The organism is Streptomyces sp. HB132 (assembly GCF_016909575.1).
Lineage (GTDB): Bacteria > Actinomycetota > Actinomycetes > Streptomycetales > Streptomycetaceae > Streptomyces.
The window spans coordinates 392684-408574 of record NZ_JAFBGA010000003.1; the positions used below are offsets into that span (position 1 = coordinate 392684).

The following is a 15891-nucleotide window of genomic DNA, read 5'->3' on the forward strand; positions in this document are numbered from 1 at the left end:
CGGGGTCCCGTGTGGGGGTCCCCGTTGCCGTCGTGGTCCCCGCGATACCGGGCCCGGCCAATGGGTGAACCCTGGTTCGACGGGAAAAGCCCCCGGTGCCGTCGTACGGCAGCGGGGGCCTCTCCGTGGTACTGCGATCAGGCCTTCGCGGGCTCCGGCTCCTCGGAGGCGGCTTCCTCCGTCGGCTCCGGGTCGCTCGCTCCGGACTTCGCCTCGCGCTTGGCCGCCTTCTTCTTCGCGCGGCGCTCCTTGCGGAGTTCGACCATCGCGTAGAGGGTCGGGACCAGGAGCAGGGTCAGCAGCGTGGAGGTGATCAGACCGCCGATCACCACGACCGCCAGCGGCTGGGAGATGAAACCGCCTTCGCCCGTGACGCCGAGCGCCATCGGGAGCAGGGCGAAGATCGTCGCCAGTGCCGTCATCAGGATCGGGCGCAGCCGGTGGCGGCCGCCCTCGATCACTGCCTGCACGACCCCCATGCCCTGCGACCTGTACTGGTTGATCAGGTCGATCAGCACGATCGCGTTGGTCACCACGATGCCGATCAGCATCAGCATGCCGATCATCGCCGGGACACCCATCGGAGTGCCCGTGGCGACCAGGAGGCCGATGGCGCCCGTCGCCGCGAAGGGGATGGAGACCAGCAGGATCAGCGGCTGGATGAGCGACCGGAAGGTGGCCACCAGCAGCATGAAGACGATCGCGATGGCCGCCAGCATGGCCAGGCCCAGCTTCATGAAGGCGTCGTTCTGGTCCTCGGAGACACCGCCGATGGTCGCGGTGGCGCCTTCCGGGAGGTCCAGGGAGTCGATCTTCTTCTGGAGCTCCGTGCTGACCGCACCCGTGTTGTCGCCGGTCGGCTTGGCTGTGATCGTCGCCGCGCGCTGGCCGTCGATCCTGGTCATCGAGACCGGGCCGGGCACCAGCTCCACGTCGGCGATGTCGCCGAGCTTGACCGGGCCGAGCGGGAGAGCCTTCAGCTCGGCCATCGTGGTGGCCGGCGCGGCCGACTTCACCAGTACGTCACGCTCGGCGTCGTCCATGATCGCCTTGCCGGCCGGAGTGCCACGCACCGCTCCGGCCACCGCCGCGCCGAGGGTGGTCCCGTCGAATCCGGCGTCGGCCGCCTTGTCGTTGGCCTTGACCGAGATGCGCGGGACGCTCTGCGCCAGGTCGCTCTGGACATCGGTGACGTCGTCGAGCTCGGCGACCTCGCCGCGCACCGCCTCGGACGCCTTCTTCAGGACGTCCGCGTCGGCTGCCTTGACCACGACGCTGAGGTCCTGGCTGCCGAAGCCGTCGCCCCCGGCGATCGTGGTGTCCCCGATGCCGTCGAGCTCGCCCAGGGCCTCGTCGATCCGGTCCTGGGTCGCGTCGAAGTCCGCCGAGTCCTTCAGGGTGACCTGGTAGGACGCCTGGTTCGAGCCCGTACCGCCGCCGAAGGCCGCCATGAAACCGGAGGAGCCGACGGTGACCTGGTAGTCCTCGACGCCCTTGTCCGCGGCGAGGACCTTCTCGACCTTCCGCGCGGCCTCGTCGGCCGCGGCCAGGCTGGTGCCGGGAGTCAGCTCCTGCTTGATGGAGAGGACTTCCTGCTCGCCCTGGTCGAAGAAGTTCGTCTTCAGCAGGGGTGCCATGCCGAAGGTGCCGAACAGAACCACGAAGGCGATGACGATGCTGGTGGCACGGCGCCGGGTCGCGAAGCGCAGCACCGGGACGTAGAGCCGCTGGAGCCGGCTGGCCGCTTCCTTCTCCTCGGCCTTGCGGCGCGCCTCGTCCGGGTCGGTGTCGGTGCCCTTGGGGGCCCGCAGGAACCAGTACGAGAGGACCGGGACCACTGTCAGCGAGACCAGCAGGGACGCCAGCAGGGCCGCCGTGACCGTGAGGGAGAACGAGCCGAAGAGCTGGCCGACCATGCCGCCGACCAGACCGATCGGCAGGAAGACCGCGACGGTGGTGAGCGTGGACGAGGTGACCGCGCCGGCCACCTCCTTCACCGCGGTGATGATCGCCGAATGGCGCTCCTCGCCGTAGCCGAGGTGCCGCTTGATGTTCTCCAGGACCACGATGGAGTCGTCGACGACGCGGCCGATCGCGATGGTCAGCGCGCCGAGGGTGAGCATGTTCAGCGACAGGTCCCGGGTCCAGAGCACGATCAGCGCGAGGACCACGGAGAGCGGGATGGAGACCGCGGTGACCAGCGTCGAGCGGATCGACGCGAGGAACACCAGGATCACGACGACCGCGAAGAGCAGTCCGAGCGCGCCCTCGGTGGTCAGGCCGGAGATCGCCTTGGAGACGGCGGGCCCCTGGTCGGAGACGACGGTCAGCTCGGCGCCGGCTCCGAGGTCCTTGCGCAGGTCCGGGAGCTTGTCCTGGACGGCGTCCGAGATCGCGACGGCGCTGCCGTCCTTGTCCATCGTCGCCATGACGGCGAGGCTCGGCCTGCCGTTCGTACGGGTGATGGAGACCGCGGTGGCGGGCTCCTGCTTCACCGTGGCGACATCACCGACGCGGACCGGCTTCCCGGCCTTGCCCGTCGCCGGATCCGCCGCGGAGACCTTCAGGTCCTCGATCTGCTGCAGCGAGGTGAAGGAGCCGCCCACCTGGATGGTGCGGCTCTTGCCCGACTCGGAGAACGAGCCGGCCGGGAGGGTGGCGCCGCCGGCCTGGAGGGCCTGGGACAGCGAACCTGCGTTCATTCCCGCCGCGGCGAGCTTCCTGTCGTCGGGGACGACGGAGACCTGGAGGTCCCGGACGCCTTCGACGGCCACCTGGCCGACGCCCTCGATGTCCTCGATCGCCGGGACGACCGTGCGGTCGAGCTGGTCGGCGAGCGCCTGCTGGTCCTTGTCGGAGGTGACGGCGAGGACGACGGTCGGGATGTCGTCCGTCGAACCCGCCACGACCTGCGGGTCCACGTCGTCGGGCAGCTGGACGCGGGCCCGGTTCACGGCCTGCTGGATGTCGGCGACGAGCTGCTTCGTGCCTTCGTCGCCGAAGTCGAAGGTCGCCATGACGACGGCGTTGCCCTCGCTGGCGGTCGAGGTGATGCCCTCGACCCCGTCGACGGCCTCGATGGCGTTCTCGAGGGGCTCGACGACCTGCTTCTCGACCACGTCGGGGGACGCGCCCTGGTAGGGGGCCAGCACCGACACCATCGGCAGCTCGATGGTGGGCAGCAGCTGCTGCTTGAGCTGCGGGATCGCGATGGCCCCGAACACGAGCGCGACGATCGAGATCAGCCCGATCAGGGCCCGTTGCGCGAGGCTGAATCTGGACAGCCAGGACATGGGTGGGTCTCTCTTCTGTGGCGTACGCGGCAGGTGACCGGCTGCTGGGTGCCCACGTCGGTGAGCACAGGGACACAGCCCGCCCATCTATACGATCGCCGGGCCCCCGGGAGAATTCGTCGGCCCCCAGGTTGCTTTCTCGTCCCGCGCATACCGCAGCTGGAGTAGCCGCATCTACACCCGTCACTCCACCCTGGGGCGGACCAGGCCCGATTCGTAGGCAATGACGACCAATTGCGCCCGGTCCCGCGCACCCAGTTTCGCCATGGCCCGGTTCACATGGGTCTTCACCGTGAGCGGGCTGACGACGAGCCGGTCGGCGATCTGGTCGTTGGAGTTCCCTCCCGCCACCTGTACGAGGACCTCGCGCTCGCGCCCGGTGAGCGCGGCGAGGCGCTCGGCGTACTCGGTGTCGTCGGAGCCGTCGCCACTGCCGCCCTGAGCGAGGAAGGTGGCGATGAGGCCCTTGGTCGCGACCGGGGAGAGCAGTGCCTCACCGGCCGCGGCGACACGGATGGCGTTGAGCAGTTCGTCCGGTTCCGCGCCCTTGCCCAGGAAGCCGGAGGCCCCGGCACGCAGGGACTGCACCACGTACTCGTCCACCTCGAAGGTGGTGAGCATCACGATCCGTACGCCCGCGAGGTCGGGGTCCGCGCTGATCGTCCGGGTGGCGGTGAGCCCGTCGGTGCCCGGCATCCGGATGTCCATCAGCACGACGTCGGCGCGGGTCGAGCGAGCCAGCGCCACGGCCTGCGCCCCGTCGGCCGCCTCGCCGACGACCTGCATGTCGGGCTCGGAGTCGACCAGCACCCGGAACGCGCTGCGCAGCAGCGCCTGGTCGTCGGCGAGCAGCACCCTGATGGGCGTCATGCGCATCCCCCCGTCGTCTCCACCGCGCCCGGCCTCTCCGGCGCGCGTGTGCGGGACGTGACGGGCAGGATCGCATGGACCCTGAATCCGCCTCCGTAACGGGGCCCCGCCGTGAGGGCGCCGCCGAGGGCCGTGACGCGCTCGCGCATGCCGATCAGTCCGTGCCTGCCGCTGTCGGCCGGGGTGGGGGCAGGAGCCGCCCCGCTGCCGTCGTCGAGCACGGTGACCTCCGCTGTCCCCCCGACCCGTACGACGCTCACCTCCGCCTTCGCGTCGGGCCCCGCGTGCTTGCGTACGTTGGTCAAGGCCTCCTGGATGATCCGGTAGGCCGCGAGGTCGACCGCCGCGGGCAGCGGGCTGTCCCGGTCGGTGCAGGCCACCTCGACGGGGAGTCCGGCGTTGCGGAAGGTCTCGACCAGCGCGTCGAGTACGGCGAGCCCGGGCGCGGGTTCCGTGGGTGCCTCCGGGTCGCCTGACTGGCGGAGCAGTCCGACCGTGGCCCTCAGCTCGTTGAGCGCGGAGCGGCTGGCCTCACGTACGTGCGCGAGCGCCTCCTTCGCCTGGTCGGGGCGCTTGTCCATGACGTGGGCGGCGACCCCGGCCTGGACGTTGACCAGGGCGATGTGGTGGGCGACGACGTCGTGGAGATCCCGGGCGATGCGCAGGCGCTCCTCGGCGACGCGGCGGCCCGCCTCCTCCTCGCGGGTGCGTTCGGCGCGCTCGGCGCGCTCCCTGATCGCGTCGATGAACGCCCGCCTGCTGCGCACCGCGTCCCCGGCCGCGCAGGCCAGCCCCGTCCAGGCGAGCACGCCGACGTTCTCCTGGCTGTACCAGGGCGTCCCGCCGACCACCATCGCCGCCACGGTCAGCACCACCATGGTCAGCAGGCCGACCCGCCAGGTGGTGGGGCGGTCGGTGCGGGAGGCGACGGTGAACAGCGCGACGACCGCGCTCATCACCACGGGGGCGGGCGGGTCCATGAGGGCGAACTCGACGGCGGACAGCTGCCCCGTCACGGCGAGCACCAGCACGGGCCTGCGCCTGCGCAGGATCAGCGCCCCGGCGGCGAGCACCATCAGGAGCACGCTCGGCAGCTCGGGTGTCCGGGCTCCGAAGACCGGACCGTGGCCCGGGTCCGGTTCGGCGAAGGACGCGCAGAGCATGGTGACGAGCACGGCGAGGGCGAGGCCACCGTCGAAGGCGAGGGGGTGGCCGCGCAGCCAGCGGCGTGGGCGGACGAGCCCGGTTCCGAGGGTGGTCACGTCGAGCAACGGTACGGCGTCTCTCCGACAGGACGGTCCCTACGGTCTCCTTCGGCGTCACGGCACCGGGCGCGCGCCACGATGCCCCGCGCCGGCGGGACCGGGGCGGGGCATCGTGGGGAGTGCGGAGCGGGCGGACACCCGGTCAGCCGGGGATCAGCCCGCCGTCGCGGAGCATCGAACGCACCTCTTCGAGGGTGGCGTCGGGTGCAGGCAGGATCAGTTCGGACGGCTCCAGGGAGTCGTCCGGGAGCGGCGAACCGAGCTCACGCACCTTGTCCAGGAGCGCGTGGAGCGTGGTGCGGAAGCCGGGTCCGTCACCGCTCTCCATCTCCGCGAGGAGTATGTCGTCGAGCTTGTCCAGCTCAGCGACATGACTGTCGGCCAGTACCACCTGGCCCTCCCCCATGATCCGTACGATCATGACGCCGCCCTTACTGCTTGTCGAACTTGTGCGGGGTCTGCTGCGACTGCGGTGCCGCGTCCTGCGCACCGCCCTCGATGGCCTGCTGCTGCCCGGCGGAACCGCCGGCCAGTTCGGCCTTCATGCGCTGCAACTCCAGTTCTACATCCGTACCACCGGAGATCCGGTCCAGCTCGGCGGCGATGTCGTCCTTCGCCGTGCCCGACGGGTCGTCGAGAGCGCCCGAGGCCAGCAACTCGTCGATGGCTCCCGCACGTGCCTGGAGCTGCTGGGTCTTGTCCTCGGCCCGCTGGATCGCCAGGCCGACGTCGCCCATCTCCTCGGAGATGCCGGAGAATGCCTCACCGATCCGCGTCTGGGCCTGGGCCGCGGTGTAGGTGGCCTTGATGGTCTCCTTCTTCGTGCGGAAGGCGTCGACCTTGGCCTGCAGACGCTGGGCCGCGAGAGTGAGCTTCTCCTCCTCGCCCTGCAGCGTCTGGTGCTGCGTCTCCAGGTCCGTGACCTGCTGCTGGAGGGCGGCGCGCCGCGACAGCGCCTCGCGGGCCAGGTCCTCGCGGCCGAGCGCGAGCGCCTTGCGGCCCTGGTCCTCCAGCTTGGACGACTGTCCCTGCAGCTGGTTCAGCTGCAGCTCCAGCCGCTTGCGCGAGGTCGCCACATCGGCGACACCGCGGCGCACCTTCTGAAGCAGCTCCAGCTGCTTCTGGTACGAGTAATCGAGGGTCTCGCGCGGATCCTCGGCCCGGTCAAGGGCCTTGTTTGCCTTCGCGCGGAAGATCATCCCCATACGCTTCATGACACCGCTCATGGGCTTCGCGCGCCCCCTTCTGACGGACTGAGCTCCAGCACTCCAACAGAACCCACAGTACGGGCCCTGTCTCCATTACCGCACTGTTCGAGCACGGATGTGCTCCTCCGCAAGGACGACTGACGTCGGTATCCGCTCCCGCCCAGGGAGTAGACGAACATCAGGGAAAGCGGCGGCGACGTCCGTTCTGCCCCTGTCGGGACGCTTTTCTGGGCGCAGGCCGTTGCCGGATCGTTCCCGACCGGTCGCCGGTAGTCGCGACCGACCCCGTACCCTTGGGTTTTGTGTTCCGTAGCCGTTCCAAGGAAGAGAAGGCCCCCACCGGCAAGGTGACGGCGGACCTCTCCAAGCAGCCCCGCGACCCTCAGGCTCCCAAGGGTCGCCCCACCCCCAAGCGCAGCGAGGCCCAGACGCAGCGCCGGCGTGCCTCCAGCGGCACGCCGACCGATCGCAAGGAGGCCGCGAAGCGCCAGCGTGAAGCGCGCCGCGCCGACATGGCCAGGCAGCGGGAGGCGCTCGCATCGGGCGACGAGCGCTACCTGCCGGCGCGCGACAAGGGCCCCGTGCGGCGTTATGTCCGCGACTTCGTGGACTCGCGCTTCTGCATCGCGGAGTACTTCCTTCCGCTCGCAGTGATCATCCTGATCCTCAGTGTGATCCAGGTCCAGAACATCCAGAACATCTCGCTGCTGCTCTGGCTCGGCGTGATCGTGCTGATCGTCGTCGACTCCATCGGCCTCGGTTTCCGCCTGAGGAAGCAGCTGGCCCAGCGCTTCCCCGACACCCCGAAGCGCGGCGCGGTGGCCTACGGCCTGATGCGTACGCTCCAGATGCGCCGACTGCGTCTGCCCAAGCCGCAGGTCAAGCGGGGAGAGCGGCCCTGAGCACGGAGACCTCCGGCTTCACGGGGGTGTCCCCCCAGTGGCTCGGCGGGCTCGGCGGCCTGCGCAACACGGTCCGACAGGAGCTCGTCGCCCGGCAGCTCGACGAGCAGATAGCCGCGCGCTTCCCCGTGGGGCGGCGGCTGCGGGTGCTCGACGTCGGCATGGGCCAGGGCACCCAGGCACTGCGCCTGGCCCGGGCCGGGCACTCCGTGACGGGCCTCGAGTCCGACGGCGAGATGCTGCGCTTCGCGCGCGAGGCGCTGGCGGCCGAGCCCGAGGGCATCCGGGAACGGGTGCGGCTCATCGAGGGCGACGGCCGTGACACCGGGGTGCACTTCTTGCCCGGCAGCTTCGACGTGGTGCTCTGCCACGGCGTACTGATGTACGTCCCGGAGCCGGATCCGTTGCTCGCCGGCCTGGCCAGGATGCTGGCCCCCGGCGGTCTCCTCTCCCTGCTCGTGCGGAACGCGGACGCCCTGGCGATGCGGCCGGGGACGGCCGGCGACTTCGCCGCGACCCTCGCCGCGTTCGAAACGGACACGTACACGAACAGGCTCGGCCTGGACGTCCGGGCGGACCGGCTCGAGGTGCTGCGGTCCACCCTCGCGGGGATCGCCGCCCCACTGCACGCCTGGTACGGCGTGCGGGTCTTCACGGACAACGTGAGCAACCAGGCGGAGCTGCCCGGCCCCGATGAACTGGCGCGGGTGTTCGCCGCCGAGGACCGTGCGGGGCGGACCGACCCGTACCGCGGGGTGGCGGCGCTGCTGCACCTGTGCGGCGTACGCGGCTGACCCGCCCGGACAGCGCGTCCGACCGGTCCGGGGCGCGCCCCGGGCCGTACGCCTGATCGGCCCACCAGCGCGGGCCGCACGCGACGGCCCCGGCGATACTCCGGGCATGGACGCAACCCCTTCCCGCAGCCGGGTACGCCGCTCGCTGGCCCCCCTGGCCGCCGCCTGCGCGCTCGCCCTGGCGGGCGGCTGTGCGGGGCCGGGACCGGCCCCGTCCGCCGCGCCGGGCCGGCAGGCGGTGGTGTCCCGGGCCGCGGGCGATCTGGAGGATCAGTACCAGACCGTCATCAGGGCCGTGCTGCCCACCGTCGTGCAGATCGCCGCCGGGGACGGGCTCGGCTCGGGCGTCGTCTACGACGGCGAGGGCCACATCGTCACGAACGCCCATGTGGTGGGCGGGGAGAAGGCCTTCGACGTCACCGTCGCCACCGGCGAGAAGGTGCTCAAGGCGTCCCTGGTCTCCTCCTATCCGGAGCAGGACCTGGCCGTCATCAAGCTCGACGACGTCCCCGAGGGGCTGCGCGCCGCGGAGTTCGGGGACACGGACGAGGTCGAGGTGGGGCAGATCGTCCTGGCGATGGGTTCGCCGCTCGGCCTGTCCAGCAGCGTCACCCAGGGCATCGTCTCGGCCGTGGGCCGCACCGTCAGCGAGAGCCGCTCGGGAGGCGGCACCGGGGCGACGCTCGCCGACATGGTGCAGACCTCGGCGGCGATCAACCCGGGCAACAGCGGAGGCGCCCTGGTGAACCTCGACGGCGAGGTGATCGGCATCCCGACCCTCGCGGCCACGGACCCGCAGGTGGGCGACAGCGCGGCCCCCGGCATCGGGTTCGCCATCCCGGTCTCGATGGTGCGCACGGTGGCAGACCAGATCATCGAATCCGGAAAGGTCACCGACTCGGGCCGGGCGGCGCTGAACATCACGGGCCGCACCGTCGTGGACGACGACTACAGACCCGCCGGTGTCGCGATCGTCAGCGTCGAGAAGAACGGGGCCGCCGCGAAGGCCGGCCTTCGCGTCGGCGACATCATCACCCGGATCGGCGACGCACGGGTCACGACGATCACCTCGCTCTCGGAGGCCCTGGCCGCCGACGACCCGGGCCGGAAGGTCACGGTGAGGTACACCCGGGGGGACGCGGAGAAGACCGCCCGCGTCACCCTGGGCGAGATCTGAGAGCCGGCCTGGGGCGCACGGACACCCGGAGGCCGCAGGCCCCGCCCGGGCGCCGGGGCCCGGGCGCGGCCACGGACCTCAGTCGGTCTGCAGGCCCATGGGGCCGTAGATCTTCGTCGTGTCCTCGAAGAGGGTCACCTGGTCCGCGCCGCCCTCGAGCAGCTCCTTCCAGAACTCACCGATCCAGGACTCCGCGTCGCCCTGGGTCGTGAACTCCTCCGGCTGCAGCGCCGGCTCCGTCTCCGTACCGTCGGACTTCTCGAACCGCCACGTCCACGCCATGTCCGCCTCCTGGGTCACGTTGCTCCCCGAAGACTAGTGGGTGTCCCGGGCGCGCAGGTGGTGGACGGACACGGGAGGATCGACACGTGGAACTGACACTGCTCGGCACCGGAGCCCCCGACGGGCTGCCGCGGCCCGACTGCCCCTGCGCCGTCTGCGCCTCCTCCCGCGGCACCGGGGCGCGCGCCGCGACCGCGCTGCTCGTGGACGACGCGCTGCTGCTGGATCTCACCCCGGGCGCCGTGTTCGCCGCCGCCCGAGCGGGCCGCTCGCTCGCCGCCGTACGGCAGGTGCTGCTGACCCACCCTCATGACGGGCCGGCGGTGGAGCTGCCGGCGTCCCTGCCGTCCGCGGGGCGTGTCCCGGACGGTCAGGAGCTCACGCTGATCAGCGGACACCGGGTCCGCGCCCTGGCGATGGACGCGCCGGGCACCGGTTACGAGGTGACGTCGCCGGATGCCGAGCGCCTGCTCTACCTGCCGCCCGGGGCCTCCCCCGCCGGGCTGGCGGCCCCGGTGGCGGAGCCGTACGACATGGTCGTGTGCGACGTGATCGCGCGGCCCGACTCCGTGGCGAGGCTACGGGCCGTCGGGGCCGTCGGGCCCGGAACCGAGGTGATCGCCGTCCATCTGGACCACGACGCGCCGCCCGGAGCCGAGCTGGACCGCAGGCTCGCCGCCGGCGGGGCACGGGCCGTGCCGGACGGGACGACGCTGCCGGTGGGCGCCTACCACGCGGTACCCGAGGTGCCCCGGCGCACGCTGGTCACGGGCGGTGCCCGTTCGGGGAAGTCGGTGGAGGCGGAACAGCGCCTGGAGACTTTTCCCGAGGTGGTGTACGTGGCGACGGGCGGCCGCCGTGACGGGGACTCGGAGTGGGAGGCGAGGATCGGGCTGCACCGGGAACGCAGGCCCGCCGCGTGGCGCACGGAGGAGACCTGCGAGCTGGCGGGTCTGCTGGAGCAGGACGGACCGCCGCTGCTCATCGACTGCCTGTCGCTCTGGCTGACGGACGCGATGGACGGGGTGGAGGCGTGGGACGACGCCAGGTGGGCGGACGGCGGTGAGGAGAAGCTGCGCGAGCGGGTCGCCGAGCTGGTCCGCGCGGTGCGCGGGACGCGTCGCACGGTCGTGGCCGTGACCAACGAGACCGGCTCGGGTGTGGTGCCGGCGACGGCGTCGGGGCGGCGGTTCCGGGATGAACTGGGCCGTCTGAACGCCGCGTTCGCCGGCGAGTGCGAGCAGGTGCTGCTCGTGGTGGCGGGACGGGCGCTGGTGCTGCGGGGCTGAGCCGCGGGCGGGGTGCGGGGCTGGAGATACGGGAGGGACCGGCGGGTACTGTTCCGCACAGGAGCCCCCCGGCGGGTTCCGGCCCACCTAGCGCCGACCCGCGAGGCAGACCTCCGTGAATCTGGACGACTTCTCCGACCTGATCGAACGCCCCGACGGGGGCGTACGGCGTGATGCCGAGGAACGACGGGAGCGGCTCTCCGTTCCCGTCGGCGCGCTCGGCCGGCTGGACGAGCTGGGCGAATGGCTGTCGGCCGCCCAGCAGTCGGTTCCGGTCAAGGCGGTCGAGCGGCCGCGCGTCGTGCTGTTCGCGGGTGACCACGGTGTGGCGGAGCTGGACGTGTCCGGCCGGCCCGCGGGGACCGCGCACGAACTGGTGCGGGCGGTGCTGGACGGCGCGAGCCCCGTCGCCGTGCTGGCCCGCCGCTTCTCCGTTCCCGTACGGGTCGTGGACGCCGGCCTGGACTGCGATCCGGAGCTGCTGCCCGACGCCGTCGTGCGCCACCGGGTACGGCGCGGCAGCGGCCGGATCGACGTCGAGGACGCGCTGACGGCGGAGGAGGCCGAGCAGGCCGTACGCCTGGGGATGCGCATCGCCGACGAGGAGGCCGACTCCGGCACGGATCTCGTGGTGCTGGGCGATCTGAGTGTTGGTGGTACGACGGCGGCCTCGACGCTGATCGCGGCCCTGTGCGGCACGGACGCATCGGTGGTGACCGGGCGCGGCGGTGCGGGGATCGACGATCTGGCGTGGATGCGCAAGTGCGCGGCGATCCGGGACGCGTTGCGGCGGGCCCGGCCGGTCCTCGGTGACCAGCTGGAGCTGCTGGCCGCCGTGGGCGGAGCGGACCTGGCGGCCATGACGGGGTTCCTGCTGCAGAGCGCGGTGCGCCGGATGCCCGTGGTGCTGGACGGAGTGGTCTCGGCGGCCTGTGCGCTGGTGGCGCAGCGGGCTGCCTTCCGGGCACCGGACTGGTGGCTGGCGGGTCAGCTCAGCGGCGAGCCGGCGCAGCTGAAGGCGCTGGACCGGATGGCGCTGACCCCGTTGCTGGACCACGGGGTGACGGTGGGGGCGGGAAGCGGGGCACTGCTGGCCCTGCCGCTCGTCCAGGCCGCGGCGGCGCTGGCGGCGGAACTGCCCGAACGCGCGCCGGAGCCTGTCGTGGAGGAAGCGGAGGCGGTGGAGGAAGCGGGCGCGGCGGATGTGGCGGGCGCGGAGCCCTCGCGGGACACGAAGCCCGCGGACACGACCGCCTGAGGGGTCAGGATCCGCCGCCGGGGCGGGGGCCCGGTAGCGGGTTCCTGTCCGGGGCCCCGCCGATCAGGTCCTGGAAACGACGGCGCGGCCCCGCCCAGCGGACGTCGTGGTGATACGCCCTCAGCACCGCCCTGGCACGGGCCCGGTGCCGTCGGCGGTAGAGCCGCTTCGCCCAGAGCGAGGTGGGCCGGGCCAGCCGAAGCGCTCCGATCAGCGCGATGAACGGGATGAGGGTGCCGATCACCGCCATCCGTACCTTGCCCTTGAAGAGTGTGACCAGCACGAAACCGAAGTTGACGACGTAGGTCAGGACGACGCCCGTCCTGTTCTGCTGCTGCTCGCCGCTCAGCTCGTCCACGCCGAGCGGCGAGAAGCCGGCGAGCACGAGCAGGACGAGCGAGGCCGTGAGGACGACGACCTCCACGCTCTGCCGGCCCTCCTCGGTCCAGTAGACGTCGTCGAGGTGCAGGATCAGCGCGAACTCGTCGAGGACCAGGCCCGCGCCCACGCCGAAGACGACCGCGAGGATCCCGGCGGCCACGCCGCGTTGGCCGCTCGCGACCGCGCCGAAGCCTCCGACGACCGAGAGCACGACGCCGGGAACCACGTGGTGGACGTGCACACCGCCGGGCGTGAAGTTGCGGAACGGCCCTTTGCCGGCCCTGATCATCCGGGTGATCATCCGGGTGACGGCGAAGGTCAGCACGAAGGCGCTGAGGGCGAGCAGGAGCGGTAGTTTGCCCGGCTCGACGATGTTCTGCTGAAACCAGTGACCCATGCCACCTCCGCCCGGAGACCCGCCTTTGCGGCTTTTGGGTCGCTTTCGCCCAATCTAGCGTGCCGGTGCAGCGGCTAGCCTGCGCGCGGTGACCTCCCTGAACAGCCACGGCCTGCGATTCGCCTTCGGCACCCTGACCGCGCTCCCCGTCCGCGTCTCCCGCTGGGACCGCCGGACCGCCCGCGCCGGCATGCTGTGCGCCCCGCTCGCGGGACTCACCGTGGGGCTGCTCGCGGCCGTCCCCGGAGTGGTGTTCCTGCTGGGCGGGTCGGGCCCCCTGGTGGCGGCGGTCGCCTCCGCCGCGCTTCCCGCCGCACTGACCCGCGGGCTGCACCTGGACGGGCTCGCGGACACCGCCGACGGACTGGGCAGCGCCAAGCCGGCCGGGGACGCGTTGCGGATCATGAAGCAGTCGGACATCGGCCCCTTCGGCGTGATCACCCTGCTGTTCGTGCTGCTGGCCCAGGTCTCGGCGCTCTTCGCGCTGTACGGCCGGGGCTGGGCGGACGGCGCTCTGGGCACCGTCGTCGCGGCCGTGACCGCGCGGCTCGCGCTCACGCTGGCCTCCCGCCGGAACGTCCCGCCCGCCCGGCCGGAGGGCCTCGGCGCGGCGGTGGCCGGCACCGTCCCTCCCCGGGGCGCGGCGGCCGTGGCCTGCGCGGTGGTCGTGTGCTGCGCGGCGGCCGGTGTGCTGCTGGGCGGGTACGGGGCCGGCCTGCACCAGGCCCTCGCGGTGGTGGCCGGCCTCGTGGCCGCGCAGCTGATGCTGCGTCACTGCGTGCGGCGCTTCGGCGGGGTGACCGGCGATGTGTTCGGCGCGCTGGAGGAGACGGCGGGCACCGTCGCCCTGCTGACGCTGTCGCTGTCCCTGGGCTGAGGTGTGCCCTCCCCCGGGCGACGGCCCCGCCCCCGTCAACCGGAGCCCCGGGCGCGCGTAGGCTCGTTCCCGGCACATTGCGGGCGGCGTCTACGATGCGCCGGGCACGGTCGGCCACCCCCTCGACCAACACAGACCGGCACACAACTCAACGGAAGCGAGAATTCACCACCGTGACTGCTCTCACTCTCAGCACCTCAGGTGCGGCGACGCTGCGCGCCGACGCGCTCGTCGTCGGCATCGCCAAGGGAGCCGGGTCCACGTCTGGGGACCTGGTCGTCGCACCGGGCGCCGAGGCCGTGGACAAGGCGTTCGACGGAAAGCTCGCCACCGTCCTGGCGACCCTCGGTGCCTCCGGCGCCGAAGGCGAAGTGACCAAGCTCCCCGCGCCGTCCGGCCTCAAGGCGCCGGTCGTCGTCGTGGTCGGACTCGGGCCGGTCCCGGCGAAGGACGACGCGTACGACTCCGAGGTCCTGCGCCGGGCCGCGGGCAGCGCCGCGCGTGCGCTGAAGGGTTCGAAGAAGGCCGGTTTCGCCCTGCCGACGGAGTCCGTCGAGGACGCGTCGGCCGTCGCGGAGGGCGCCCTGCTGGGCGCGTACGCCTTCACCGCCTACCAGGGCGGCGAGAACAAGCTCGCCCCCAAGGGTGCCAAGGCCGATGCCAGGAAGGTTCCGCTCGGCGAGGCCGTCCTGCTCGGCACCAAGCCGCGGGACAAGGCGTTCAAGGCGGCCGCCGAGCGCGCCGTCGCGGTCGCCGAGGAGATCAACCGGGCCCGCGACCTGATCAACACCCCGCCGAACGACCTGTACCCCGAGTCCTTCGCCGCCGTGGCCACCGCCGCGGGCAAGGAGCACGGCATCAAGGTGCAGGTCCTGGACGAGAAGGCGCTCGTCAAGGGCGGCTTCGGCGGCCTGCTCGGCGTGGGTCAGGGCTCCGCCCACGGCCCTCGCCTGGTCAAGCTGGCCTACACCCACCCCAAGGCGGAGAAGACGCTCGCCCTGGTCGGCAAGGGCATCACCTACGACTCGGGCGGCATCTCGCTCAAGTCGCCCGGGCACAACGAGACGATGAAGTGCGACATGAGCGGCGCCGCCGCCGTGTTCGCCGCCGTCGTGTCGGCCGCCCGCCTCGGCCTCCGGGTCAACGTCACCGGCTGGCTGGCCCTCGCCGAGAACATGCCGTCCGGCAACGCCACCCGCCCCGGTGACGTGCTGCACATGTACAGCGGCAAGACCGTCGAGGTCCTGAACACCGACGCGGAGGGCCGCCTGGTCCTCGCCGACGCCCTGACCCGCGCCTCCGAGGAGAAGCCCGACGCGATCGTCGACGTGGCGACCCTCACGGGCGCGATGGTCCTGGCCCTCGGCAACCGCACCTTCGGCGTGATGTCCAACGACGACGCGTTCCGTACGTCGATCCACGAGATCGCCGAGGAGGTCGGCGAGGCCTCCTGGCCGATGCCGCTCCCCGCCGACCTGCGCAAGGGCATGGACTCCCCGACCGCCGACATCGCCAACATGGGCGAGCGGATGGGCGGCGGCCTGGTGGCCGGTCTCTTCCTGAAGGAGTTCGTGGGCGAGGGCATCGCCTGGGCGCACCTGGACATCGCGGGCCCGGCCTTCCACGAGGGCGCGCCGTACGGCTACACCCCCAAGGGCGGCACCGGATCAGCGGTCCGCACCCTGGTGCGGCTGGCCGAGCGCACCGCGGCCGGCGACCTCGGCTGAGTCCCGGCTCACGGCGTCCGCGAGCGGCCCCCACGCGCGGGGTCCGCTCGCGGCGCGCACGGCCCCGGGCATACGTCCGGGGCCGTCGGCGTTCACCCCGATGGCCCTGACCGGCTTTTCTTCGGAAATGTGTACGCTTCGGTGACCGTCGGGCCCGGATCTTCGTACGGC

14 protein-coding genes are annotated in these 15891 nt (G+C 72.1%); 7 read left to right on the top strand and 7 right to left on the bottom strand.

The features are described 5' to 3' along the window. Positions 1-137: 137 nt before the first annotated feature. The 5 genes from JOC24_RS09465 to JOC24_RS09485 form a co-directional block, all read right to left on the bottom strand. The gene (locus JOC24_RS09465; RefSeq protein WP_205019682.1) at positions 138-3293 is read right to left on the bottom strand and encodes an efflux RND transporter permease subunit; all 3156 of its coding nucleotides are present in this window, start codon (positions 3291-3293) and stop codon (positions 138-140) included. A 183-nt stretch (positions 3294-3476) separates the two neighbouring features. Further along, the gene (locus tag JOC24_RS09470; RefSeq protein ID WP_205019683.1) at positions 3477-4163 is read right to left on the bottom strand and encodes a response regulator; all 687 of its coding nucleotides are present in this window, start codon (positions 4161-4163) and stop codon (positions 3477-3479) included. Continuing rightward, positions 4160-5425 (bottom strand): sensor histidine kinase, encoded by a 1266-nt coding sequence (locus JOC24_RS09475; RefSeq protein WP_205019684.1) that lies wholly within the window; start codon positions 5423-5425, stop codon positions 4160-4162. Before JOC24_RS09475 ends, JOC24_RS09470 begins: the two co-directional genes overlap by 4 nt. 145 nt (positions 5426-5570) lie before the next feature. Next, positions 5571-5849 carry a PspA-associated protein PspAA gene (locus tag JOC24_RS09480; RefSeq protein WP_205019685.1) on the bottom strand — a complete coding sequence of 93 codons (279 nt, stop codon included), beginning with the start codon at positions 5847-5849 and terminating at the stop codon, positions 5571-5573. Positions 5850-5859: 10 nt separating this feature from the next. Continuing rightward, the gene (locus tag JOC24_RS09485) at positions 5860-6642 is read right to left on the bottom strand and encodes a PspA/IM30 family protein (RefSeq protein ID WP_239580080.1); all 783 of its coding nucleotides are present in this window, start codon (positions 6640-6642) and stop codon (positions 5860-5862) included. A gap of 296 nt (positions 6643-6938) precedes the next feature. Here JOC24_RS09485 and JOC24_RS09490 point away from each other — a divergent pair, with 296 nt between their 5' ends. The 3 genes from JOC24_RS09490 to JOC24_RS09500 all read left to right on the top strand — a co-directional run bounded on the left by JOC24_RS09490 (position 6939) and on the right by JOC24_RS09500 (position 9509). Beyond that, positions 6939-7538, top strand: coding sequence for a DUF3043 domain-containing protein (locus JOC24_RS09490; protein WP_205019687.1), 600 nt, complete (start codon positions 6939-6941; stop codon positions 7536-7538). Between the two features lie 26 nt (positions 7539-7564). Further along, positions 7565-8332: a class I SAM-dependent methyltransferase gene (locus tag JOC24_RS09495; protein ID WP_374104487.1), complete on the top strand. Its 768-nt coding sequence runs from the start codon at positions 7565-7567 to the stop codon at positions 8330-8332. Positions 8333-8438: 106 nt separating this feature from the next. Next, entirely contained in the window at positions 8439-9509 is a 1071-nt protein-coding gene (locus tag JOC24_RS09500; RefSeq protein WP_205019688.1) for a S1C family serine protease, read from the top strand. 78 nt (positions 9510-9587) lie between these two features. Here JOC24_RS09500 and JOC24_RS09505 read toward each other — a convergent pair whose 3' ends face one another. Further along, complete coding sequence (locus JOC24_RS09505; protein WP_205019689.1) at positions 9588-9791, bottom strand: hypothetical protein; 204 nt, start codon at positions 9789-9791, stop codon at positions 9588-9590. An 86-nt stretch (positions 9792-9877) separates the two neighbouring features. Here JOC24_RS09505 and JOC24_RS09510 point away from each other — a divergent pair, with 86 nt between their 5' ends. Both JOC24_RS09510 and cobT read left to right on the top strand, forming a co-directional pair. Beyond that, on the top strand, positions 9878-11080 hold the full coding sequence (locus tag JOC24_RS09510) for a bifunctional adenosylcobinamide kinase/adenosylcobinamide-phosphate guanylyltransferase (RefSeq protein WP_205019690.1): 1203 nt from the start codon (positions 9878-9880) through the stop codon (positions 11078-11080). Between the two features lie 115 nt (positions 11081-11195). Further along, the gene (gene cobT, locus JOC24_RS09515; protein ID WP_205019691.1) at positions 11196-12338 is read left to right on the top strand and encodes a nicotinate-nucleotide--dimethylbenzimidazole phosphoribosyltransferase; all 1143 of its coding nucleotides are present in this window, start codon (positions 11196-11198) and stop codon (positions 12336-12338) included. Positions 12339-12342: 4 nt separating this feature from the next. On the opposite strand, the gene JOC24_RS09520 is transcribed toward cobT, so the two are convergent. After that, a complete protein-coding gene (locus JOC24_RS09520; RefSeq protein ID WP_205019692.1) occupies positions 12343-13116 on the bottom strand; it encodes a hypothetical protein in 774 nt (257 codons plus the stop codon). Between the two features lie 88 nt (positions 13117-13204). Between JOC24_RS09520 and JOC24_RS09525 the strand changes: the two genes are divergently transcribed. Both JOC24_RS09525 and JOC24_RS09530 read left to right on the top strand, forming a co-directional pair. After that, entirely contained in the window at positions 13205-13993 is a 789-nt protein-coding gene (locus JOC24_RS09525) for an adenosylcobinamide-GDP ribazoletransferase (RefSeq protein ID WP_205019693.1), read from the top strand. A 173-nt stretch (positions 13994-14166) separates the two neighbouring features. Next, complete coding sequence (locus tag JOC24_RS09530) at positions 14167-15720, top strand: leucyl aminopeptidase (RefSeq protein WP_205019694.1); 1554 nt, start codon at positions 14167-14169, stop codon at positions 15718-15720. Positions 15721-15891 lie beyond the last annotated feature (171 nt).